Source organism: Micromonospora sp. NPDC050276 (assembly GCF_044459545.1).
Lineage (GTDB): Bacteria > Actinomycetota > Actinomycetes > Mycobacteriales > Micromonosporaceae > Micromonospora.
Genome location: NZ_JBITJA010000006.1, coordinates 408,705 through 431,433, shown reverse-complemented (window position 1 = coordinate 431,433; position 22,729 = coordinate 408,705). Strand labels below are relative to the sequence as shown.

Genomic DNA, 22,729 nt, shown 5'->3' with positions numbered 1-22,729 from the left:
TGAGCCCTACAGTGCACTGCCGGTGCCGCCGACGAGGGCGGTGGTGCCGACCTCGCCGGCGGTCACCCCGCCGTACAGGCCGGCACCGGCTCCGCCGGCCATACCCATGGTGGCGCCGGTGAGCGCGCCGGCGGCCGCGCCGACGACGACCTTCTTGACGCAGGTGTTGCGGTCGTCGCCGCTGAGCCAGCAGTCCACTCCGCCGGCCGCCGCGCCGACGACGGCGCCGATAATGGCGGTGCAGACGATGGCGCACTGCCCGGTCGGATCGGTCAGCACCGTCGGCCGGTTGTTGCCGTAGTGGTAGGTCTGGACGAACGGCGACCTGTCCGCCACCGGCACCGGGTCCGGAGCGGTGAACCGGCCACTAGCGGCGTCGTAGTCGCGGGCCCGCACGTCGTACAGGCCGACCTTGTCGTCCAGGTACTGCCCGTGGAACCGCAACGGGTTAGCCGTGTAGCCGCCGGTGCTGGTCACTATTTCACCGAATGGGTCGAAAGAGGCGCTGCCGGTGAGCGTGGTGGCGTTGGCGAGATCCGTTAGCGAACCCTGGTAGTCGTCCAGCAGCCAACTCGGGCTGGCCCCCGCGGTGTCAGCCAGGGCGGTGCCGAGTTGGCCCTGCGGCTCATCCCACCACCGGTGGGTCACCGTGCCGGCGCTGTTCTTCTCCTCCGCCCGTGTGGACAGGCCGAGGGTGTCCCAGGTCCAGGTGGCGTCGCTGGCGGAGTTGACCGTGCGTCGGATGCTGTTGCCGTCCTCGTCGTACTCGTAACCGACAAGGGCCCCGCTGGGAAGCCGGGCCTGACGCAGGTTCGCATCGAGCCCATAGGTGTAGCTGGTGGTGCCGGCTGGTCCGGTCTCGCTGCCTAGGGTGCTGTTGGCGGTGTACGCCACTGTGGTGGCGGCCCCGTTCACCGTCCGGCCGGTCGGCCGGTCGGTGAGTCGTCGGCGTCGTAGGTGTATGTGGTGGTGCCGGTGCCGCCGGTGTTGGCGGTGGCCTTGCTGGTCCGGTTGCCGTTCAGGCCGTACTCGTAGGTGGTCTTCGGGTCGGTGGCGATGCAGGTCGTTCCGCTGGCCGGGCGACACACCCCGGTCACCTGATCGGTGGCGCCGTACGAGTAGAGGGCCCGGGTCGTGGTCGTGCCCCGGGTGGTGGTGACCGAGCCCGGAGCGCCGGTGGCGGTACGGGTGACGTCCTGGGCGACCAGGGTGGTGCTGCCGCTGGTGTGCGCCACTCGGGTCAGCGACCCGGCCCGGTCGTACGCATAGCTGCTGCTCGGGCCGCCCTGTCGGGTGACGCTGGTGAGGTTGCCGGCGGCGTCGTAGCCGTAGCCGACCTGCCAGTTGGTGGCGCCGCTGGTCAGCGTGATGCTAGCGAGCCGGGAGTCGGCCTGCCAGCCGACGCCGACAGCGAGCGACTGATCGCCAACCGGTATTGGTGAGCCGACCGTGCAGAGTGGTTAGCGACCCAGGCGCTTGCGCCCGCCACATGGAACCACCGGTGCCGGACCGCGTCGGCTCGTGGGTGCTCTACGGGTGCTCGGACAACGCCGCATCAGTCGGATTCACCACGCCGTCGCCGGATTCGCGTCCTCGTTGTGCACCCACCGCAACATCACAACACGCAGGTTGGGCGTGGACCAGCGCGAATACGGCCGGACGACACACGCGGAGTCCGGAGCGTCAACACCGCGCGACGCTTGGCACTTATTTGTCCGCTCCTGGCCACTTTAATCCATAGGTTCAGGGTTCGAGTCCCTGGCGGCCCACTCTCCACCCCTTCTGAGCTGCGAAAACGCCGGGCAAAGATCATCGGGCACAACCAGGGCACAAACTAGATCCGATCTTGGCCGGTGGAGCGTTCCCGCCGCTTGCCGTCTGCCTGCCGCAGGAGGTTGCCCACCAGGCCGCGCGGGCGGTCCTTCTTTGGTAGCCAGTGGACGTAGGTTTCCAGCGTGATCCGCAGGTCGGCGTGCCGTAGTGCCTTCTGCACCTGCGCTTGGAACACAGCTCGGCGCTGTTTCCCTTGCGGCGCAGCGGACATCGTCGACGGGATCAAGGCGGCCCGCTTCGCGGACCGCTCGCGCCGCCGAACCTGGGCCGGGCCGATGGCCCGCCGCTCGCGCCTTAGGCCTGCGGCCACGGCGCGATCGGTGATAGCCCGCCGGCGGCGCGACATACGAAGAAGCCCCGGGCCGCCATGATCGATGGCAGTTCCGGGGCTTCGGTCTGGTCGAGACACAAGCAGTGCCTCTGGCGGGGCGCTCGGGCGCTCCGGGATGGTTGGTGCCATCCCGACAACCTTCGTCCGGGCGGAGCCGAACAGGTGGGGCTCCGCAGGTGGGTGACGCTGGTGGCCGAGGGCAGATCCCGGCAGCAGCGGCCGAGGGCACAGCAGCGACGCTGGGCGGGCCTGCGCCGCTCGTCCTTGCCCTGGGTGCAGCACTGGCAGGTGCGACCCACCTCGTTAATCCAGGTCCGCACATCGCTGACCCGGAGCTTGTCGGGCCGCTTCCTCCCGAGCCCGGGCACGAGGTAGAGCCGGACCACGAGCGCGTCGGGGTCGTCGGGGTCGACGCCGTCGAAGCGCAGCAGGACGTGGAAGTGCAGCTGCCCGACGTTGCATCTCGGCGACCCTCCCGTGCGACACCCAAACCGGCGGCAACCAGCGCACCTTGCCGGTGTCGGTCATGACCTGGACGAAGGGGATGCCACAGCAATGAAGCCAGCTCAGGCAGAGATGCGCCATGGGCACAATGTGAGCCGGGCCAGGCGGTGTCACGTTCGCCGTGTCTGAGGGTTCATCTCTGTGAGCCTTGGCAATGGGATGGTGTGACCGATGGACGAGAATGAGTGGTTGGCCGCGCGCTTCGAGCAGCACCGACCCCGGCTGCGGGCGGTGGCTTATCGAATGCTCGGTTCGCTGGCTGACGCGGACGACGCTGTTCAGGATGCCTGGCTACGGCTGAGCCGGTCCGACGCGGAGCAGATCGACAACCTCGGCGGATGGTTGACCACTGTCGTCGCCCGGGAGTGCCTGCACATGTTGCGCTCCCGCCGACGCCGCCGGGAGGATCCGTTCGCCACGCACCTGCCCGACCTGGTTGTCATCCCGGACGGGGACCTCGACCCCGAGCAGGAGGCGTTGCTGGCCGACTCGGTGAGCTTGGCCCTGCTCGTCGTGCTCGACCAGCTCACTCCTGCTGAGCGGTTGGCGTTCGTGCTGCACGACATGTTCGACCTGCCCTTCGAGGAGATCGCCGGCATCGCGGGCCGCACCCCGGCCGCCGCACGGCAACTCGCCAGCCGGGCACGGCGCCGGGTGCACGGTGCCGAGATCCCTTCACCCGATCCGGATCTAGCGCGCCAGCGGCAGGTCGTCCGTGCCTTTTACGCGGCTGCGTGGACCGGCGACTTCGACGCCCTCGTGCAGGTCCTCGACCCCGACGTCGTCCTACGCACCGACTTCGGCACCGCCAGGCCGGCGACCGTCGTTCGCGGCGCGGCGGCCGTGGCCAAGCAGGCCCGCGCCCCACGCGGTGGCCAACTGCGCCCCGCCCTGGTCAACGGCGCGATCGGAACGTTGATCACCCGCGACGGGCAGCCGTTCTCTGTCATGGCCTTCACCGTCGCGGGCGACAAGATCGTCAGGATCGACGTTGTCCGCGACCCCGACCGCGTCCACCGCCTCGCGTCCTCCCTCCTGAACCAGTCGGAGCGAACAATGGGGTGAATGCCTAGCCCCACTTACACGAGCTGTGGGTCTGATGCCGCGTGACCGGACGGCGCGGCATCAGGCCAGGGACTCGAGATATTTCTGGGTTTCCGGCTTCTTGAAGTACTGCGCCCAGCCCGCCGGCTGCGCGTTGAACCCGGGTTCGCGGGCGGTGTGGTCGGCACCGTGCTCGACCAGCAGGCGCGCGATCGACAGCTCACCCGCTGCCGCCGCATAGTGCAAGGCGGTGGCGCCGGCGGCGGTGACACCGTTGACGCCGAAGCCAAGATCGATGAGCAGCCGAACCGTTGACCAGTTGCGCGCCTCGGCCATTCGCGTAACCAGGTCTGCATGCCGATCGCGCAGCCCAGGATCGGCGGACAGCATCGACCGCATCGTCGCTTCGTCGGCGGCCTCGGCGGCTTCTTCAAACTGCATTGTGCCCTCCTCGCGTGTTTGCACTCGTGCTTATGAGCCCAGACGACGAGCCGATGTGACAGGGCGAGGTACTCGGACGAATTGTCATGGACACGACTGGCCTGACGAAAACCGCCTGGCCTGTGGGGTCATCTATCAGGGCCGCCGTGAGCAAGAAGTCAGCGAGACGCCCCGCACGTCCCCGCCGGCCACCCGCCGGGCCACGACTACGACCAGGAGGTCTGGGACGAGCAGGTCCGCCAGCACAAGCACGGCCACCAGAGAAACGAGCGTCCGAAAGGTCCGCATCCAGCGCCTCGTGTGACCCCAGCAGTACAGCAGCGAAGTACAGCAACCGTGCCAGCAGAACCAAAGCGAGAAACGCGCGAGCAGGCTGGATGACCTCGCACCACACCCGATCCGGCCGCCCCGCCGGCAATCCATAAATTCAGGGTTCGACTCCCTGGCGACCCACTCACACGCAGGTCAACGACCCCGGCCTGAGTGGCTTTTGCTGATCGACGACTGAAATCGCAGGGGCTCGTAGCCTGACGCGTCTTGCGCGAGAGGCGGAGTCTGCACAGTGCTCAGAATGGTGCTGCGTAGGTTGACTGCGGTGGCGACGACCCTCTGCATGATCGCCGCCTGCGGTTCTCCGACGGCGCCGAGAGCGGATCAATCCGCAGAGGGAACACAGCACGTAACGGATTCGGCCACGCCCACGAAGCCACCTTCCTCAGCAGTTCCGGCGACCGGCGGGCCTGGATACTCCGCGACGCTGTCCGCGCGCCTGGTGGCCACGGAATCACTACCACCCGGATCCACTGTGCAGATCGCTACCAGCATGGCGCCGGATGCTGGGGATCGGCGATCAGACGTCGACGCATCCTGTTCGCGTAGCCAGATCCCACTGCTGTCGGCCCGCCGACTCACCGGGACTCCGTCGGCGATAGCCGCAGCCACCCTCAGCCTTGAGGCTGGTCCCGACTTGTGGGTAGGGACCGAAGTCCTCAGGACGTACATCGATGACGGCGCACGGCGGGCAATGACCGACCTGCGAACGCTCGTCGACCGTTGCCCCACCCTTGCGTCGTCCGGCCGGGGCGACGGCGGCAGCTATCGCTTCGCGGTGGCGCCAGGGCCGCAGTTGGGCGATGACAGTATTCACCTCAGCTGCACCGTGACGTCGGGTCTGGACACGCTGGAATGCGACAGCATGCTGGTCCGGATCGACACCGCGTTGGTGGTCGTTCAGGCGGAGGGCAACAAATTCGGCGGCGACAAACATCTAGCCCAGGTGGCCGAAGCCGCGCTGCGCAGATACCAGACGACCGGATCCTGAACGGGAATCCAGAGCCGTTTGCGGCCTGAGCGACGACGCGTCGAGACCGCTCCGTCCGGCGACGAGTCCGGCACCTGGCGCTGCGGGCTGACGTAGATATCCTCTTCAGGTGCTGGCCCCGTGTGGAGATCGTTGACACGGGTACGGCACTGCGAAGGGACTATCGACATGCCCCGTGTGGTTCCGGCGGTCATCCGCGCACTCGACGTCCTCGAACTGTTCCTGGACTGCCCCCAGCTGTCGGCCCGCCAGGTGATGGAGCGCCTCGACCTGCCCCGCACCACCGTGCATGAACTGCTCGTCACGCTCGAGGCTCGCTCGTATCTGATCTCCATCCCGGGCCAGCCGGTGCAGTATCGGCTCGGCATGCCACTGTTCCAGCTCGGCGCGGCGTTCGCGGGCCGGCTCGATCTGGTCCGTGAGGCGCAGTGTGTCGTGCGGGACGTGGCCGCCGCGTGCCACGAGGCGGTCCATGTGGCGGTGCTCGACGGCGCCGATGTCATCTACCTCGTCAAGTTCGACAGCACGCATCCGGTGCGGATGGTGTCCGGGGTTGGGCGGCGGCTGCCGGCGCACTGCACGGCGGTCGGCAAGGTCTTGCTGTCGAGCCTCGATCAGGCGAGCTTGGACGCCGTCCTGATGAAGGGCGACCTGCCGGGCATGACGCCGGACAGCATCACCGACCCGGACCGGCTACGCGAACATCTCGACCGGGTCCGGACGGAGGACGTCGCGGTCGACATCGGCGAGTCGGACAGCGCGATGCGCTGCGTCGCTGCGGCGATCCGCGACCATTCGGGGGCCACCATCGCCGCGATGAGCCTGTCCGCGCCGATCATTCGCTGGACCCCGCAGGCGCACGTGGAGTGGACCGGACTGGTTCGCGAGGGCGCGGCCGCGCTGTCCGCCCGGATGGGTTACCGGGCCCAGCCCCGCTAGCCGGCTTCCCGTTTTCGGTTCGAAACAACATCGAAACATTGACATTCCTCACGGCGCTGCTCTAGCGTCGCGACCACTCGATACGGTATCTCGAACTCAGTTCGAAATCTCGAACGGTGGTGGTCTCGTGGCCCGACCGAACCGCAACGTCAGCGCAGCCTTCTCGGCCCGGTCGCCGATCACCGCAACCTCGTCGCGCTTCCCGTCGGCAACCCCACCAACTGCGACAGCGGGTACGCGAGCGCACTGATCGATGCGGCGTCCGTTGTCGCCGTCATAGGGACACCTGGAGCACAAGCGCGCCTTCGGCGTGCATTGGTGTGGGAAAACAGAGGAGGCGAATGTCCATGGAGGACAACCCGGCGTGGTCCCGGCGCGGCTTTCTGGGGATGGGGGTGGGGGTGCTCGGCGCGGCCGGTCTGGCAGCGTGTGGGGGCACCTCCGAATCGCCCACGAAGGTGCAGCCGGAAGTTCCGCAGGAGCTGATCGACGCCGCGGCGTCGATGAAGGGCTCCTCGATGGGGATGTTGTCGCAGAGGCTGTACTCGACGGCGGCGAACGAAGCCCTCGACAGCTCGATCAAGAAGTTCGCCGACACCACCGGGACGAAGATCGAGAACAGTCTGGTCCAGGCCGACGCCGGTGATGTGGTGGCCAAGATCCACGCCGAGGTGCAGGGCGGGGTGGCCCGTGACCTGGCGTTCATGACCGACTCGCGGTTCGTCGCGCAGTTCCAGTCGCTGGGCGACCTGGAGGACGTGACGGACGTCGTCCAGGCGCTGACCGCCACGTACGGCGAACCCTGCGCCGAGGCCAAGAACTACTGCGTCTTCGACGGCAAGTGGTTCGCGATCCCGTACCACTTCATCGGGATCGGGTCGTTTCTGCGCAAGGACTGGATGCAGGACAAGGGCATCTCCCCCAAGGACATCTACAGCTGGGAGGAGCTGCGGGACCTGTGCCTGGAGATCTCCGATCCGACCAAGCGCCGGTTCGGCTGGGGCATGACGGTGAATCGCTCCGGTGACGGCAACGGCATGATCGAGGCACTGATCAACGCCTACGGCGGGTCGATCGCCTCCAACGACGGCCGGAAGGTCACGTTCAACTCCCCCGAGACGGTGCAGGCGGTGACCTTCCTCGGCGACATCTACACCAACCCCAAGTACAAGCCGATGCTGCCGCCGGGAATCGCGAGCTGGACCGACACCAGCAACAACGAGAACTGGCTCGCCGGGATCCTCGGCTACACCCGCAATCAGTTCAGCGTCTACGCGGACTCCCGGACCAAGAAGAACCCGGTGTACGCGAACACCCACGTGTTCTCCGACTGCATCGGCCCGGCGACCAACAATCCCCTGCTGCTCGGCCAGTCGCAGGGTTTCGTCGTCTTCAAGGGCGCCAAGAACCCCGCGCTCGCCAAGCTCTTGGCGCAGTACCTGGTCAGCGCACCCGCGTTGCTCGGGGTAGCGAAAGAGGCGCCCGGCCTGGTGATGCCCGCCTGGGAGAAGGTCTGGGACGCCGACCCGTTCTTCACCAGCGGTGACCCGGCGTTCCCCATGCTACGAAAGATCACCGAACTGAAGCTGCCGCTGAACACGAAGAACGGCCTGGCCTTCCCGCAGAAGGCCAGCGCAGGCCAGCAGGCCGTGGGCGCGGCCTACGTCCTCACCGACATGATGCAGCAGGTCGTGCAGGGCACTGCGCCGGCACAGGCCGTGACGGCCGCCCACGCGAAGATGGTGCAGATCTTCAACCAGCAGGGGCTGCCGCAGTGAGGTCGGTCCGTCCCGCGCGGGTCCCGGCGGCGCGGATGTCCGCTCCGCCGGGACCCGGCTCTCTCACCCCGGTCCAGCGGCGGCTGGGCCGTGACTGGCGGCTGGCGGCACTGTTCCTGGCGCCCATGGCGGTGTTGGTTGGCGGGCTCGTTCTCGTGCCGATCGCCCGGTCGATCATCACCAGCACCACGGAACGGCACGGGCAGGACACCGTGTTCGTGGGCCTGGACAACTACCTCGCGCTCGTCGGCGACGACCAGTTCCACACCGGCGTGGTGAACTCGTTCGTCTTCACCGCGTACGCCGAGGTTTTCAAGGTCGTGCTGGGGTTGGCCGCGGCCCTGCTGCTGCACCATCGACGCCGTGGGCGGGCCGTGCTGGCCGGGCTGCTCCTGGTGCCGTGGGTGGTGCCGACGGTGGTGACGGCGTTCAGTTGGCGTGCGCTGCTCGACCCGATCTTCGGCAGCGTCAACACGCTGCTCACCGTCACCGGGATCGGGCCGCTGCTGGCCAGCGCGCACCTGGTCGACAGCTGGCCCGCGGGCTGGCTGTCCGATCCGTCGCTGGCCATGCCGTCGGTGATCCTCGTGAATGTCTGGAAGGGGGTGCCGTTCTTCACCGTGTGTTTCCTCGCGGGGCTGAAGGCCATCCCGGCGGACCTCTACGAGGCGGCGACCATCGACGGGGCTTCGTCGTGGCAGCGGTTCGCCAACGTGACGTTGCCCGGACTGCGTCACGTGATCACCGTGACGGTGACCCTGTCGTCGATCTGGACGTTCAACAACTTCGACCTCGTCTGGTTGCTGACGCAGGGCGGCCCGGGCGACGTGACCGCACCGTACGTGCTGATCGCGTACTCAAAGGCGATCTTGCAGTTGCAGTACGGCGCGGGCGCGGCGGTCACCCTCGTGATGCTGCCGATCATCGGTGGGCTGGTGTTCGTCCTGGTCCGGTTGTTGCGCCAGGACAGCAACATCAGACTGCCCCGGAAACGCCGGGCGGCGCGGTGGATCGGAACGCAGCGGTGGGCCGCAACGGCGCGCCAGGCCCTGCCGTGGGCCGTCACCGCGCTGGTCACCGGTCTGCTCTTCTGGGCGTCGCCGCACATCTTCTGGAAAGCGGCGGTGGTCCTCGGGGTGATTCTGCTGGTCGCGGCGGCGGTCGGCCGGGTGGTCTCGGCGCTTTCGGCGCGGGGCGGTCGCCGGTCGTCGTCAGTGGTGTCGGGCGTGGGGTCCTGGGTCGCGCTGGCCGGGTTGCTCTTCTTCGTGCTGGGCCCGCTGTACTGGATCGGCGTCACGGCGTTCAAGTCCGAGGGCCAGGTCGTCATGCGCACGGACGACCTGTGGCCGACGCCGTGGACCCTGGAACAGTTCGGTGCCCTGTTCGCCAACCAGCCGTTCGGCCGCTGGTATCTGAACACCCTGCTGGTGTCCGCGGCATCCACCGCGGTGGCGCTGGTCTGCGCCGCCCTGGCGGGCTATGCGCTGGCTCGGTTGCGGTTCCGCGGGGCGCAGGGCTTCACCGTGACGGTGCTGCTCACCTACGTGATGCCGGGCGCGCTGCTGTTCATTCCGCTCTACCAGATGCTCATCGGCGCCCGGCTCACCGACTCGTTGTGGTCGCTGGTGGTGACGTACCCGACCTTCACGCTGCCGTTCGCCACCTGGCTGCTGGTGGGGTACTTCTCGTCGATCCCCATCGAGTTGGAGGAGGCCGCGCTGGTCGACGGCTGCACCCGCCTCCAGGCGTTCGGCCGGGTGGTGCTGCCGCTGGCCAAGCCGGGGCTGCTGGCGGTCGCGCTCTTCACCCTGACCAACGCCTGGAACGAGTTCCTCTTCGCCTTCGTGTTCATCACCAAGGACGAGTACAAGACGCTGCCGGTGGGCATGCAGTCGATGATCGCCGGAGACGTCGTGCCGCAAGGACAACTCGCCGCGGCGTCGCTGCTCGTCAGCATCCCGGTGGTGATCATGTACGCCCTCGGGCAGCGCTTCCTGACCGAAGGGCTCACCGCGGGCGCGGTGAAGGGCTGACCGGGGGCGGCCGACCGCTGCCGGGGGATGAGCTCAGACGGGCTCGTTCCCGGCCTCGGTGCGGCTGTAGGTCAGGAAGAGGGCGCCACTGTCCAGGACGGTGTGGTCGGTCAACCGCCAGGTGCGTGGGGCGAAGACGGCGTCCCGGCCGAACAGCGGGATGCCGGCGCCGATGGTCAGCGGGGCGAGTTTGACGATCAGTTGATCGATCTCGGGGTACAGGGCACCGGCCAGTGCACCACCGCCGATCACCCAGACGTCCCTGCCGTCGTGCCGCTTGAGCTCTCGTACCGTGGCGATCGGGTCTTCGGCGATGACCTCGACGGCCGGGTCCGGGCTGCTGCCCAGCGTGCGGGAGAACACCAGGTGACGCAGGTGGGGGTACGCGTCGGTCACGCCGGCCTTCAGCCCCACCTCGTAGGAGTGGCGTCCTTCCAGCACGGTGTCGAACCGGCTGCCCTCGTCGGTGATACCGAAGGCCTGCCGGGCCGGGCCGGGCAGGGTCTCCGGGTACTCGGTGACCAGATGGCGCAGGTAGTCGTCCGGAATGGGCCAGAACCCGCCGGGGCCGGTGGGGTCGGCGCCGTCGGGGCCGGCGATGAAACCGTCCAGAGTGGTAGCGATGTAGTACACAAGCTTGCGCACGAACGACTCCTCGCGGGGGTGCCGGATGCTGTTCCTCGTTTCGACGTCCATCAGCCTGCCGCAGCGGGGCCGGGTCGACAAGATCACGACTGGTGACGTGCGACAACCTTCGCCAATACCTAAATAGGCGATCAAGCAGCTCCGCGCCGTCACTGCCCGATGTGCTTCTCGAACCAGTGGTGGGCGTAGTGCTCGGTGTTGTACGCCTCGATCTCCCGGTAGCCCGTCGCCCGGTACAGCGCGATCGCCTCGGTGAGGTTGCGGTTGGTGTCCAGCCGGACCGCGGTCGCGCCGCGCTCGGCGGCGTACCGTTCCAGCTCGCCCAGCAGCCGCCGCCCGACGCCGAGCCCGCGTACGGTGTCGGCCACCCACACCCGTTTGATCTCGGCGGGTGCGTCGCGGTGGAGTTTGACCGCCCCACACCCGATCGGTTCGCTGTTGAGGGTGGCGAGCAGGAGCACCCCGTTGGGCGGAACGAGCGCTTCGTCATGGACCGGGTTGCTCAGCGTGGGGTCGAACCCGTCGTCGAATCGTCGCGTGATGTCCCGGGCGTAGGCCCGCAGACACGCGCGGGCTCGCGGGTCGCTCGGCGGGCACGGCTCGATGACGACCATCGACCCGATGAGCAGCCGTTCGACCTCGGCCATGGCGGAGACGAGCCGTTCGCGGCGGTGGTCGGTGAGTGGTTCGAGGATCGAGGCGGCGAGGTCGTCCGAGCGCTGGTCGAGGTCGGCCCACTGGGTTCGCCCGGCGTCGGTGAGCGTGGCGACGCGTACCCGGCCGTCGGCGCCGGTCTGGTCGGCCGGTCCGACGGTGATGAGGCCGTCGTTCTCCAGCGTGCGCAGGAGTCGACTGAGGTATCCGGAGTCCAGGCCGAGCCGGGCCCGTAGCGCGGCGACTTCGGCGCCGGCGGGGCCGATCTCCCAGAGCAGCCGGGCCTGCCCCAGTGGGCGCCCCTGGGTCATGTACTCGTCGTCGAGCGCACCCACCCGTTGGGTGACCGTCCGGTTGAACCGCCGCACGGCGGCGATGAGAGCCGAGTCCATATACCTGACTTTAGTCAGGTATAGGAATGCGGCACTACCACCCACCGACATGGCGATGGCGGGCAATGCACTCCTTCACGCTTGGGAACCACCGCTGCGTGCCGCCGTAGGCCGGCGGCACGCAGCGGACCTGGTCAGTTGTCCCAGTCGACGATGAAGGTGTGCTCGTTCCAGCCCGACAGGGTGCCGTCGGCGCTCCGACTACGGATCTTCAGAGTGTGGTAGCCGGATTGGGTCGGGGTGTAGCTGAGAGAAATCTTCCCGTCCGCCCCGGCGGCGACTGTGGTCTCCGGTCCGCTCCGAAAATTCACCTGAAACTGGTAGACGTACTCGGTGACGTTCGGCATCTGTGGCTGAACGTCGAAGGTGCCCTCTACGCCGACACCGCCGCCGGTCCTCCACAGGGGGTAGACCGTGGAATTCACCTGCGGTGCGCTCGAGACGTAGAAGCTGATCCCTGAACCGCCGGAGAGCGCGCCGGTGGCGTTGCGGGCCTGCACCCCGAGGTAGTAGCTGCCGTCCTCGGTCGGGGTCCAGGTAAGCCGGCCGACTCCGTCCGGCCCGGCTTGCAGGACATGCTTCTCCTCATTCGGCGACAGCGACCAGACGTACTCCGTCACGCCCGGCATCCGGGAGGTGAAGGTGAAGGTCATCGGCTGCCCGGGCTTGCCTTGTTCGGGACCGGTGACCTCCGGGCTCACCTCGTCGGGCCGGACGTACGGCTCCGCGGCGGCCGACAAGGCGCCGCCCGCCGTGCGGCTGCGTACCTTCAGTTCCAGTGGCCACATCGCCATTGAGGGCACCCACGTGAAGCTCGCCGTTCCGTCGGCTGACGCGGGCACCGTCGTCTTCTCCGCCTCGTCGTTGATCCAGTACTCGTACTCGATCACGTCGGGCATGCCCGGGCTCAGCGAGACGGTGCTGACCTTCCCCATCATCAGGTCCCCGTCGAACTGCACCTTGGGTGCGGTGTCGACGGTGAAGGTGTAGGTACGCCACGCACTGAGCACGCCACTCGCATCGCGGGTGCGCACCCGCAGCGTGTTCAGGCCACCCACGCTGGGCGTGATGGTCACCGTGGTCGACTCCTCCGGGGCGACCTGAGCGGTCTGGTTCGCCCCTTCGTTGACCTGGTAGATGAACCGGGTCGCGCCCTCTTGACTGCTGGTGAACCGGAACTCACCGGGCACCCCGATCCCGCCGGCGGCGCCCCAGGGCGTGTAGAGCCAGGACTCCACCGCGGGCCGGGTGTCCCGCACCCAGTAGTTGTAGTAATTGACGTCGGAGGTGTTACCGGCCCGGTCGACGCTCTGCACCGTCAGGTACTGCTGGCCCGCCTCCTCCGGTCGCAGGGTGATCGTCGCCGTTCCACCCGGACGGTCGGCCTTGACGTCGCTGTCCGGCCAGTACCGGCCCCACCGGAAGGCGACCACGTCGTCGTCGTTGGCGGTGAAAGTGAACTTCCCCGCGAGGCCGACGTCACCGGTCGGCTGGTCGGCGTTGGGATACTCCGGCGAGGTCACGGTGGGCGTGCTGGGTGCCGTGGTGTCGACGGTGAAGTAGCACGTCCGCGTCCATGGCGACGTGGCGTCGCCGTCGTCGGCCTGGAGCTGCCACGCGTAGGTCCGGCCCTGCTCGAAGCTCAGGTCGAGGTAGTAGGTGGAGAAGCTGACGTTGGGCCAGTGTGAGTAGGTCCGGCTGACCCGCTCCTGACGCTGGCTCTCATCGTCGACCGGCCAAACTGCCAGTCGTCCGAGCTTGTCCTCTTCCACGCCGTCGGCGTCGGCCGGCAGCACGGCGTAGATGTCGGTGCTTGTCGCCGGTAACCAGAGGCCCGGCGCCGAGGTCGCGCAGGGGCGGCCACCCAGAGCGAGGTCGGTCGGCCGGGGCGGTGGCGTGTTGTGGTGCACGGTCAGGGTCGCACTGCTGGCGTACCGCCGGCCGTACCGCTCGTCGGTCTCTTTGTTACCGGCCACCCGCAGGGCGAGAGTGAGCGTCTCCTGGTCGTTCTTCGCCGCCCAGGTGAGCGCCTTGGCGACGTCGAACTGCGCCTCCGCCACCGCGCAACCCGACTCGGGCACGCCAGCGCTGGCCACCCGGAACTTCTGGGCCGGCTGATAGTCCCACCGCGAGTCCTCGCTGTAGGGGTCCGTGACCCACACCTCGACCGCGCGGTGTGCGCAGTCGTTCGCCTGCGTTTCGTTGGCCGCGAGAGTGGCGCTGATGATCTGCTTGCCTCGGAGGGCGGCGACGTCGAAGGTGAAGTAGGAGCGGGTCACGTGCTTCCCGCTCGGATCGACTGTGGCTCCGACCGGTAGGTCACCAGACGGGTTCGGGAAGGTCTTGTCCGGGGTGGCGCGGTCGACGTAGCCGCGCAACTGTGGCTCGATGGTGGCCGTCGGTTGGTACGTGTTCTCCTCGGCGGCCTGGGCCGCGCCGGCCGGGACCAACAACCCCACGCACAGGCTGCCGACAATCGCCACGCTGAGCGCGGCCCGCGTGACCCGGGCTCCGCTCAGGCTTCTCGGGCCCGACGTCCGGAGCCACCGGCGTCGATGATGGTGGGTCAAGGCTCCTCCTCGTTGTCGCCCTGCACTAGGGCGGCGGCAAGATCATGGCAGGAGACCCCCTGTCCGCGTCTGCTCAAATTCGGCGGTGGAATCGCGCTGACGGGTGTGAGCAGCACCTCGGGCACCACGGATGGCGGAACAAGAGATGAAGCGGTGATCTGAATCAGGCCATCCGGTGGATGGGTGGTCGGAGCTGATTCCGGCCGTCAGCGGGTTCGCTCGTGGCGACAGCGTCGGGCCGCTCAGGATGACCACGACCGCGGCCGTGTCACCGGTCCGCAGGGGGTGGGCGATGCTCAACTCGGCGCCGACGGCGGTGACCACCAGCCCGGCGATCATCACCAGGTGCAGGTAACCGGTGATCACGCCGAGCCGGGCCGGATCGGCGCGCTCGATGGCCGGGTTGAGGCGCTGGCCGGCGGGCGTGACGTAGAGCAGACCGATCAGCACTGCGATGGTGAAGACCAGCAGAAATGTGCAGCGCGCCGACCATGCTGAGGTCGTGCAGCAGGTGGGTGGCCAACTGACTGAGCACGAGCACGAACGCCAGATCGAAGAAGAGTTCCAAGAACGAGGCGCTCAGCGGCGAGTCACCGCCCCGCAGCAGCCGCTCGGGTTTGCTCGCCATCGGCGCTCCTCCCGCTGGCGCACGCCCTGCGTCCGTCGTACCACCCGAGGCCGGCCACCGGAGCGAAAGCGGTCAGCTGCGAAAGCGACGACCCGCCGGCCCCTCGTGTCGTTGATCCGGCTGCGCCCATGGTCACCGCTGACCACGGTGGGGGCACCGACTCAACGAGGAGGGGACGCCGATGACCGCTCAGCGCGAAACCGTGCAGGTCGACCACGACCTGTTCCGCGCCGTGTACGACTCGCCCGCATCACTGCCCGGCCGACACCGCTGGACCACCCCGGAGTCGGACGTCCGACGGCTGGAGAAACTGCTCGGCATGCCGCCGCGCAGCATCGGCGCCCCGCTCTGGGTCAGTGGCGACGAGCCCGACTGCCCCAAGTGCAGCCGGCGGATCACCTGGTACGACATCGTCTCCTCGGCGCTGTCGGGGTTGCACGACAAGGCCATGATCGCCACGGTGATCCTGGGCGAGCGGAAGTACGTCAACACCGAGATCCCGGATGCCATCGCCGGGGTCCGCTGCTCCGACTGTCACACCGCGATCGACGGTCTGCGCAGTTTCAAGTGTCACAACTGGGCGTACGCCTTCGAGGCCCTGGAGGCTGTCCGCGAGCGGATGGCCGGCGGTCTCGCGCCGACCTGAGGCGGCGCCGCAACGACCTGAGCCGGCCGAGACCTCAGCCGACCGAGCGGCGGGTGGGGCGGCGGCCGGGTGGGGAGGGTGGCTCCGGCCCGGGGTCGGGCACCGGCGGCATCGGTCGGGTGACCGGCTCGGCACCGGTGACCCGCAGCGACTCGCCGTGGTGCCACAACTCGATCTCCACATCTCCGGCGGCGTCGGGCAGCTCGTAGCGGGCCTCGGCCGGAGTCAACGTGACCCGCAGCCGGTGGCCGCGCCAGCGCAGGCTGAACGCCAGCCGGTCGATCCGGCGCGGCAGCCGGGGGTCGAAGGAGAGCACCCGGCGGTCGTCACGGAGCCCGCCGAAGCCCTGCACCAGCGCCAGCCACGCACCGGCCAGCGAGGCCAGGTGCAGCCCGTCGGCGGTCTTGTCGCCCAGGTCCGCCAGGTCCTGCAGGACCGATTCGGCGAACAGGTCGTACGCCAGATCCAGGTGCCCGACCTCGGCGGCCAGCACGGCCTGCGGGGCCGCCGACAGTGACGAGTCGCGGACCGTGCGGGCCTGGTAGTAGGCCAGGTTGCGAGCCTTCTCGGCAGCGGTGAACTCACCGGGGCAGAGCTGCATGGCGAGCACCAGGTCGGCCTGTTTGACCACCTGCTTGCGGTACAACTCCAGGTACGGGAAGTGCAGCAGCAGCGGGTAGTCGTCGTCGCCGGTGTTCGCGAAGTCCCACTCGGGTTGTTCGGTGAAGCCGGCGGCCTGCTGGTGCACCCCCCGCTCACGGTCGTACGGGACGACCATCGCGTCGGCGGCGGCCCGCCACCCGGCCACCTCGTCGCCGTCGACGCCGAGCCGGCCGGCCAGCTCGGGATGTCCCTCGGCGGCGTCCGCCGCGCCCCGCAGATTGCGCTTCGCCATCAGGTTGGTGAAGACGTTGTCGTCGACCAGCGCGGCGTACTCGTCCGGCCCGGTCACACCGGGCAGGTGGAAGTCGCCCTCGGCGGACCAGTGGCCGAAGCCGTGCCAGAGCCGCGCGGTCTCCACCAGCAGCTCCAGCCCCGCCTCGGTCAGGAACCGCTGGTCGTCGGTGGCCGCCAGGTAGCGCAGCACCGCGTCGGCGATGTCGGCGTTGACGTGCAGCGCGGCGGTGCCCGCCGGCCAGTAGCCGGAGCATTCCCGGCCGCCGATGGTGCGCCACGGGAAGGTCGCGCCGGTCAACCGCAGCTCCGCGGCCCGCTCCCGCGCCTCGGGGAGGTGGGCGTGCCGCCAACTCAGCGCCGAGCGGGCCACCGCCGGGGCCAGGTAGGTGAGCACCGGCAGGACGTAACTCTCGGTGTCCCAGAGGACGTGCCCGTCGTAGCCGTTTCCGGTCAACCCCTTGGCCGAGATGGTCCGGTGGGAGTCCGGGCGGCCGGCCTGGATCAGGTGGAACATCGCGAACCGAACGGCCTGCTGAAGCTCCGGGTCGCCATCGAGCTGCACGTCGGCGACCTGCCAGGCCGCGTCGAGGGCGGCGCGCTGGTCGGTGCGCAGGGCGTCGAAGCCGTCCGCGCGGGCCGCGTCCGCCTCGGCGGAGACCAGGGCGGCCAGCTCGTCGGCGGGTGCCGCGTCGACCGACGCCCACTCGTACGCGGCGAACTTGGTCAGCCGGATCCGCTGCCCCGGGTGCAGCCGACCCGTCACGGTCAGCCGTACCCGGTCGGGGGTGCAGTCACCGGTGGTGGTCACCGTGCCCGGCCCCTCCAGCAGGTGACTGACCGCGACCGCGACCCGTTGGCGGCTGCGCTCGGTGCGGTGCACCAGCACGCCGTCGAGGCCAGCCGCATGGTACGTCTCGGCGGTCAGCGGGTCGGTGGGCACCGAGGCGGCCCGCGGGTCGTCCGAACGCTCCGGCACCTTCTCGTTGGCCAGCAGATCCGAGCAGACCCGCAGCTCGACGGCGGTGTCCAACGGCTCGACCTGGTATCGGACGGCGGCCACCGGGCGACGAGGCAGGGACACCAGCCGGGTGCTGCGGACGCGCACGCCCCGCCCGGCCGGTGAGATCCACTCGGTCTCCCGGCGCAGCACGCCGGCGCGTAGGTCGAGCACCCGTTCGTGGCTGCGCAGCGTCCCGGTGCGGAGATCCAGCGGCTCGTCGTCGACCCAGAGCCGGATCAGCGCGGCATTCGGGGCACTGATCACGGTGTCGCTGGCCAGCGGGAACGCATACCCCTCCTCGGGATAGCGCAGCTCGCGCCGCTCGTGGAAGCCATTGACGTAACTGCCCGGCATCCCGCACGGGGCGCCCTCGTCGAGCACTCCGCGCCAGCCGATCCACCCGTTCCCCAACGCGAAGATCGACTCTGTCTCGCCGAGTCGGTCCAGGTCGGCCGCCGTGCGCCGGATCCGCCAGGTCTCGTCGTCCGCCGTCGCGGCGGTGGGCGGCGGTTGATCGGTGGCCGAACCGGTCTGCACGAAGCCTCCTGGGATGCCGACGTCCTCGAACAGCCAACCAGAGCCGGCTGTGCGAATCCTGGACGAAGGTCGCGCATACCGCTCGACCTTCGACGGCAGCGGTGCCCGCTGCCGTGTTCCTAGGGTGTCTGCCAGGTGAACAGGGTATGAACGTGAAGTGAGGTGATGCATGGTCGACAACGGCAGCATGGACGTTCCGGAGATCAGCGCCGAGTGGTACCGCGACGTCGTCGACGCCGCCGCCGGCAGCCCAGAGCCGGTGCGGTGGTTCGTCGGGCACGCCACCGAGGGGGTGATCCTGCTGCTCGGCGCGCTGCTGCTGATGGCCGCGCTGAGCCGCCGGTCCGGCGGCCCGCACGACCGGGCACTCGCCCTGATCGCGCCGGTGCCGACTCTTCTGGCGTACGCGGGCAGCGAATGGTTCAAGACCGTGGTGGACGAGGACCGCCCGTGCCGCACGATCGGCCGGGCGATCATCGCGGGCGCCTGCCCACCCCCGGGCGACTGGTCGTTCCCCAGCAACCACTCCACCGTGGCCGGCGCGCTGGCCGTCACCACCTTGCTGCTCTCCCGCCGGCTCGGCCTGGTCGCACTGCCCCTGGCGGCGCTCGGCGCGTTCTCCCGGGTCTTCGTGGGCGTGCACTATCCGCACGACGTGATCGCGGGCGTGCTGTTCGGTGCGCTGGTCGCCGTGGTGGCGACCCCGTTGCTGGCCCGACCAACCACCGAGTTGCTCCGCCGCCGCGCCAACAACCCCGACAACCCGCTCGCCAAACTAGCCAGCCGCTCCCGCCCCTGACCCGCGGACCCCGCCCCGCCGATCTTGCACTTTCGGTTGTCGATTTGAGTGGGATACCCCTTATGTCGGGACAGTAAGTGCAAGATCGCGGAGCAGGGGCAGGGCGGAGCGGGGGCGGGGTTGGTGGTCAGAGTGCCCAGGGGAGCGCGCCGGCCGTGCCGAGCAGCAAAAACGGGCCGAATGGCAGGTGGGTGCTCCAACTGGCGCGGCGGGTGGCCAGCAGGCCCAGACTCACCAGGGCGGACAGCCCGAAGGCGAGCAGCAGCCCGAATATCAGCACCGGCCAGCCGTACCAGCCAAGCAGCGCCCCGACGCTGAGCGCCAGCTTGGCGTCACCCAGCCCGAAGCCGCGGCGGCCGAGCAGCAACGCGGTGCTGGCGAAGAAGAGCGCCAGTCCCGTACCGGCGACGACGGCGCGCAGCCAGTGCCCCGGGTCGGCGTCGAGCGCGGCCACGCCCAGCAGCAGCCAGGTCCCGGCCGCCCCGGGCAGGGTGAGCCGATCCGGCAACCGGTGCACGGCCAGGTCGACGAAGACCGCCGGAACCGTCCAGCCGAGCCACCAGATCAACGCCGGCAGCGCCCCGCCCGGCGGGCCGGTGAGCGCCAGCAGCACCGCCGCCGCGAGCAGGGCCACCTCGACCGTGCCTGGCGGTGGGCCGACCCGGGCGCGGCAGCGACCGCACCGGGCCGCCGGGCCCAACGCCGGCCAGGGCCGGGTCAGGCCGACCGGCGCGGCGCAGGCGTCGCAGCCGGTCCGGCTGGGCAGGCCCGGGGGTACGGCGTAGCGCAGCGCGGCCATCCGGATCAGCGGGCTGATCATGAGGATCGCGAACAGGGTCGAAACCCGGGCGCGCACCGAGCCGGGAGCGGGCGGTCCGTGGTCTTCCCGTGCGGGCGCTGCCGGGCGGGCGGGTCCCCTCGTCGGACCACCGGACGGCGGGGGTGCCGGGCTCCGGTCGGGCGGGTTTTCCCGGCCGGGTACGGCCGTCGGGGGGCCGGTCAGCGCCATGTCGCCGCCCGTGCGGCCAGCCGCATCCCCGCAGTGGTGAACACGGATCGTGATTGAGCACTGGCAGTGGTGTAGCGGATGGCGCAGAAAGCGACCTGCCGGCCCGACCCCGCCAGGGTGTTTTCGACTGCTATCGAGTCGGGCGAGGCGACCCGTCGACCGGTCGGCGGCACCGGTCGAATGCCGGGATGAGACCGCGATGTCCCACTCCCGTCACCGGTGGCGGGACTCCGGCGAGCCCATCCGCCCCGGCGGCACCCCACCAATAACGACCTTTCGCTCGCCCATTGCCCGAGGCGCAGTGCGGACACCGGCCACCACCACCTGTCATCACGCTGAGTGTTCACATGAATTGCCTCTGTTGCATCGGCGAGCGTCAGCCTATGCTCGCCCCTTGGGTGCGACGCAAGCCTCACCTCCAATACCGGACGACACAGGACCCGCATTTGTAAAAGATCCGTAACGGTGAATGCAGAAGCGCAATGAACGGCTCCGGATGTGCTGATCCGGGCGCGCTTCCGCATGCCTGTCGGCGGTGAACCGTCACCGCCTCGGGCGACCACGAGGAGGCTCGACGGTGCGCGGACGGCAGCTCAGACGAGCGGCAATCTGCCTGCTGGCAGTCGGGGCGGCGGTGCCGGTCACCGCCTGCGCCAGCGGACGGGAGGCGGTCGAACGGCCGACGGCAGTTTCGGACGACGAACAACGCACCGATCCCGACGTCGAACGCCGAGCCGCCGAGAAGGCGGCACTCGACGCGTACTCCGGATATCTCGCGGCCTCGCGCACGGCGGGCGTGCGCAGTGATCCACGCGCGCCGGAACTGTCCCGGTTTCTCGCTGATCCACTTTTGACTCGAGTCCGAGTGTCCATTCGCGACGCTAAGGAGCACGGCGCAATGCGTACCGGGACGTTGAAGTCCGACCCGACCGTGATCGCCGTCAGCCTGGACGCGAAACCGGCCACCGTGGAGATCCAGGACTGCCTGGACACGACGGGCTACCGGCTGGTCTACGCCAAGGACAAGCGCCCGGTCCCGGGCAGCGGCGGGGGCAGACACCTCTCCACCGCCACCGCGACCCGCTATCCCGACGGCCGCTGGCTGATCAACGCCGGTACGACGCACCGGGACCAGCCATGCTGACCCGGGGCGCGACAACCCGACGGGCGCTCGCCGGGATCGGCCTCGCGCTCCTGCTGGTGGCCGGTGCGACCCTGCCGGCCGCCGCCGCCCTCCGGGCCGACCCGGGAGCGGGCTGCCCACCCGACCAACCCGACTGCAGCGTCTGGGACGACGAACCCGGCAACCCGGGCGATCCCGGCGGCGGCGGGAACAACGGTGGGGGCGGGGACGACGGCGGCGGTGGCGGCGGCGGTACCTGCCAGTGGAACGGGCGGATCATCGCCTGTTACGACGAGCACCTGGGCTGGTTCAACAGCGGCGACGGCTGCTACTACAAGTTGGCCGAACCGCAGGGCGAGGCGCCCGAAGGTCAGCAGTGGTACGTGAAGACGTGCAACGGCGGCGCCGACGTGGGCAACCAGACCGTGGTGCTGTTGGACGATCCGCCAGCCGGCTACGGCGCGCCGCCCAACCCGGAGGAACTGGCTCGTCGCGCCCTGGCCTCGATCAGTCTGCTGCCGGCACCGCTGAGGGTGGCACCCCGCAAGAGCGTCGGCCCCGGTCTGGTCGGCCTGCCGGTCTGGATGTGGGCGGCGCCGAGCACCAGCTACTTCGGCCCGTTGACCGCATCCGCGTCCGACCGGGACGTGACCGTCTCGATCGAGGCGAAGGTCGATCGGATCGTCTGGGACATGGGCAACGACGAGCACGTCACCTGCGATGGTCCCGGCACCCCGTACGACCCGAAGGGCGATCGCGCCGGCCTCACGTCCCCCGACTGCGGCTACGACAAGGGCTACTCGAAGGCCGACACCTACGAGGTCACCGCGACCACCCACTGGAAGGTGACCTGGCGCGGTGGCGGCGAGAGCGGAGAAATCCTGGTGACCCGTAACAGCGGCATCGTTCAGATCCAGATCAACGAACTCCAGGTGGTCACCCGATGAGCCTCGCGACGCGCAACGGGACCGGATCGGTGGACGCACCGATCAACCCGCCCAAGGTGGTCCGACAGCGCCGGGTCCGCCCGGGTCTGCTCGGTCTCGCCGTCCTCCTGATCGCCCTCGGCGGGCTCGGCGCGGCGTTCGCGGTCACCTCGGTACGAGCCACCGGCAGCTATCTCGCGGTGGCCCGACCGGTGGAGGTGGGCCGGGAGATCAGCGCCGCCGATCTGATCACCGTGCAGGTCGCCGGGGGTCAGGGGTTGCGCCCGGTGCCCGCCGGACGCCTCGACGAGGTGGTCGGCAAACGGGCCGCCGTCGCGCTGGTCCCGGGCACGCTGCTCACCCTGGGACAGGTCACCGACGATCCGCTGCTCGGCCCCGGCCAGCAGCAAATCGCACTCGGTCTGAAGACCGCCCAGGTGCCGGCCCGCGAACTGCACCCCGGAGACAAGGTCCTGCTGGTCAGCACTCCGGACAACAAAGCCGACGGAGACACGGCCGCCGCCGGCACCCGGTTCTCCGCCACCGTCATCGACATGGTCAGCCCGGCCAACGACAACAAGGTCCTGTACCTGGCGCTCCTCACCCGTGACGTACCCGCGGTGGTGGCGCTCGCCGCACAGCAGCGAGTCGCCGTCGTGCTGACCGAGGCGGCCTGAGC

20 protein-coding genes and 2 pseudogenes are annotated in these 22,729 nt (G+C 69.3%); 10 read left to right on the top strand and 12 right to left on the bottom strand.

Annotated elements, in window-relative coordinates; translation table 11 throughout:
* Positions 1-6 precede the first annotated feature (6 nt).
* From ACIBF8_RS16125 to ACIBF8_RS16110, 4 genes and pseudogenes are all read right to left on the bottom strand, one after another.
* On the bottom strand, positions 7-915 hold the full coding sequence (locus tag ACIBF8_RS16125) for an RHS repeat-associated core domain-containing protein (RefSeq protein ID WP_396783677.1): 909 nt from the start codon (positions 913-915) through the stop codon (positions 7-9).
* Entirely contained in the window at positions 912-1,436 is a 525-nt protein-coding gene (locus ACIBF8_RS16120; RefSeq protein WP_396783785.1) for an RHS repeat domain-containing protein, read from the bottom strand. Before ACIBF8_RS16120 ends, ACIBF8_RS16125 begins: the two co-directional genes overlap by 4 nt.
* 398 nt (positions 1,437-1,834) lie before the next feature.
* Complete coding sequence (locus ACIBF8_RS16115; RefSeq protein WP_396783676.1) at positions 1,835-2,008, bottom strand: hypothetical protein; 174 nt, start codon at positions 2,006-2,008, stop codon at positions 1,835-1,837.
* A gap of 542 nt (positions 2,009-2,550) precedes the next feature.
* Positions 2,551-2,713, bottom strand: a pseudogene (locus ACIBF8_RS16110) (replication initiator); the annotation flags it as partial.
* 126 nt (positions 2,714-2,839) lie between these two features.
* Here ACIBF8_RS16110 and ACIBF8_RS16105 point away from each other — a divergent pair.
* On the top strand, positions 2,840-3,733 hold the full coding sequence (locus ACIBF8_RS16105; RefSeq protein WP_396783675.1) for a sigma-70 family RNA polymerase sigma factor: 894 nt from the start codon (positions 2,840-2,842) through the stop codon (positions 3,731-3,733).
* A gap of 60 nt (positions 3,734-3,793) precedes the next feature.
* Here ACIBF8_RS16105 and ACIBF8_RS16100 read toward each other — a convergent pair whose 3' ends face one another.
* Positions 3,794-4,153, bottom strand: a complete 360-nt coding sequence (locus ACIBF8_RS16100; RefSeq protein ID WP_396783673.1) for an ankyrin repeat domain-containing protein — start codon at positions 4,151-4,153, stop codon at positions 3,794-3,796.
* A 1,024-nt stretch (positions 4,154-5,177) separates the two neighbouring features.
* Here ACIBF8_RS16100 and ACIBF8_RS16095 point away from each other — a divergent pair.
* The 4 genes from ACIBF8_RS16095 to ACIBF8_RS16080 all read left to right on the top strand — a co-directional run bounded on the left by ACIBF8_RS16095 (position 5,178) and on the right by ACIBF8_RS16080 (position 10,224).
* Positions 5,178-5,474 carry a hypothetical protein gene (locus ACIBF8_RS16095; protein ID WP_396783671.1) on the top strand — a complete coding sequence of 99 codons (297 nt, stop codon included), beginning with the start codon at positions 5,178-5,180 and terminating at the stop codon, positions 5,472-5,474.
* Positions 5,475-5,642: 168 nt separating this feature from the next.
* Positions 5,643-6,413, top strand: coding sequence for an IclR family transcriptional regulator (locus ACIBF8_RS16090; RefSeq protein ID WP_396783670.1), 771 nt, complete (start codon positions 5,643-5,645; stop codon positions 6,411-6,413).
* 341 nt (positions 6,414-6,754) lie between these two features.
* Positions 6,755-8,191 (top strand): extracellular solute-binding protein, encoded by a 1,437-nt coding sequence (locus ACIBF8_RS16085; RefSeq protein ID WP_396783668.1) that lies wholly within the window; start codon positions 6,755-6,757, stop codon positions 8,189-8,191.
* Positions 8,192-8,226: 35 nt separating this feature from the next.
* A complete protein-coding gene (locus ACIBF8_RS16080) occupies positions 8,227-10,224 on the top strand; it encodes an ABC transporter permease subunit (protein WP_396783667.1) in 1,998 nt (665 codons plus the stop codon).
* 33 nt (positions 10,225-10,257) lie between these two features.
* Here the strand turns inward: ACIBF8_RS16080 and ACIBF8_RS16075 are convergent, their stop codons facing one another.
* The 5 genes and pseudogenes from ACIBF8_RS16075 to ACIBF8_RS16055 form a co-directional block, all read right to left on the bottom strand.
* On the bottom strand, positions 10,258-10,869 hold the full coding sequence (locus ACIBF8_RS16075) for a dihydrofolate reductase family protein (protein ID WP_396783665.1): 612 nt from the start codon (positions 10,867-10,869) through the stop codon (positions 10,258-10,260).
* A 149-nt stretch (positions 10,870-11,018) separates the two neighbouring features.
* Positions 11,019-11,915, bottom strand: coding sequence for a GNAT family N-acetyltransferase (locus ACIBF8_RS16070; protein ID WP_396783663.1), 897 nt, complete (start codon positions 11,913-11,915; stop codon positions 11,019-11,021).
* 134 nt (positions 11,916-12,049) lie between these two features.
* Entirely contained in the window at positions 12,050-14,374 is a 2,325-nt protein-coding gene (locus tag ACIBF8_RS16065; RefSeq protein ID WP_396783661.1) for a hypothetical protein, read from the bottom strand.
* A 153-nt stretch (positions 14,375-14,527) separates the two neighbouring features.
* A complete protein-coding gene (locus tag ACIBF8_RS16060) occupies positions 14,528-15,037 on the bottom strand; it encodes a low temperature requirement protein A (RefSeq protein ID WP_396783784.1) in 510 nt (169 codons plus the stop codon).
* Positions 14,993-15,113 (bottom strand): annotated as a pseudogene (locus ACIBF8_RS16055) (hypothetical protein); the annotation flags it as partial. The gene ACIBF8_RS16060 and the pseudogene ACIBF8_RS16055, both read right to left, overlap by 45 nt.
* A gap of 181 nt (positions 15,114-15,294) precedes the next feature.
* Between ACIBF8_RS16055 and ACIBF8_RS16050 the strand changes: the two are divergent.
* A complete protein-coding gene (locus ACIBF8_RS16050; RefSeq protein WP_396783659.1) occupies positions 15,295-15,759 on the top strand; it encodes a hypothetical protein in 465 nt (154 codons plus the stop codon).
* A gap of 34 nt (positions 15,760-15,793) precedes the next feature.
* On the opposite strand, the gene ACIBF8_RS16045 is transcribed toward ACIBF8_RS16050, so the two are convergent.
* Positions 15,794-18,193, bottom strand: coding sequence for a glycoside hydrolase family 65 protein (locus ACIBF8_RS16045; protein WP_396783657.1), 2,400 nt, complete (start codon positions 18,191-18,193; stop codon positions 15,794-15,796).
* A 169-nt stretch (positions 18,194-18,362) separates the two neighbouring features.
* Between ACIBF8_RS16045 and ACIBF8_RS16040 the strand changes: the two genes are divergently transcribed.
* Positions 18,363-18,992, top strand: coding sequence for a phosphatase PAP2 family protein (locus tag ACIBF8_RS16040; RefSeq protein WP_396783655.1), 630 nt, complete (start codon positions 18,363-18,365; stop codon positions 18,990-18,992).
* A 127-nt stretch (positions 18,993-19,119) separates the two neighbouring features.
* On the opposite strand, the gene ACIBF8_RS16035 is transcribed toward ACIBF8_RS16040, so the two are convergent.
* On the bottom strand, positions 19,120-19,812 hold the full coding sequence (locus ACIBF8_RS16035) for a prepilin peptidase (RefSeq protein WP_396783654.1): 693 nt from the start codon (positions 19,810-19,812) through the stop codon (positions 19,120-19,122).
* A 766-nt stretch (positions 19,813-20,578) separates the two neighbouring features.
* Between ACIBF8_RS16035 and ACIBF8_RS16030 the strand changes: the two genes are divergently transcribed.
* The 3 genes from ACIBF8_RS16030 to ACIBF8_RS16020 are packed head-to-tail and all read left to right on the top strand — an operon-like array spanning position 20,579 to position 22,727.
* On the top strand, positions 20,579-21,145 hold the full coding sequence (locus ACIBF8_RS16030; RefSeq protein WP_396783653.1) for a hypothetical protein: 567 nt from the start codon (positions 20,579-20,581) through the stop codon (positions 21,143-21,145).
* Entirely contained in the window at positions 21,139-22,071 is a 933-nt protein-coding gene (locus ACIBF8_RS16025; RefSeq protein ID WP_396783652.1) for a hypothetical protein, read from the top strand. The genes ACIBF8_RS16030 and ACIBF8_RS16025 overlap by 7 nt, the downstream gene beginning before the upstream one ends.
* Positions 22,068-22,727 (top strand): SAF domain-containing protein, encoded by a 660-nt coding sequence (locus tag ACIBF8_RS16020; RefSeq protein ID WP_396783651.1) that lies wholly within the window; start codon positions 22,068-22,070, stop codon positions 22,725-22,727. Before ACIBF8_RS16025 ends, ACIBF8_RS16020 begins: the two co-directional genes overlap by 4 nt.
* Positions 22,728-22,729 lie beyond the last annotated feature (2 nt).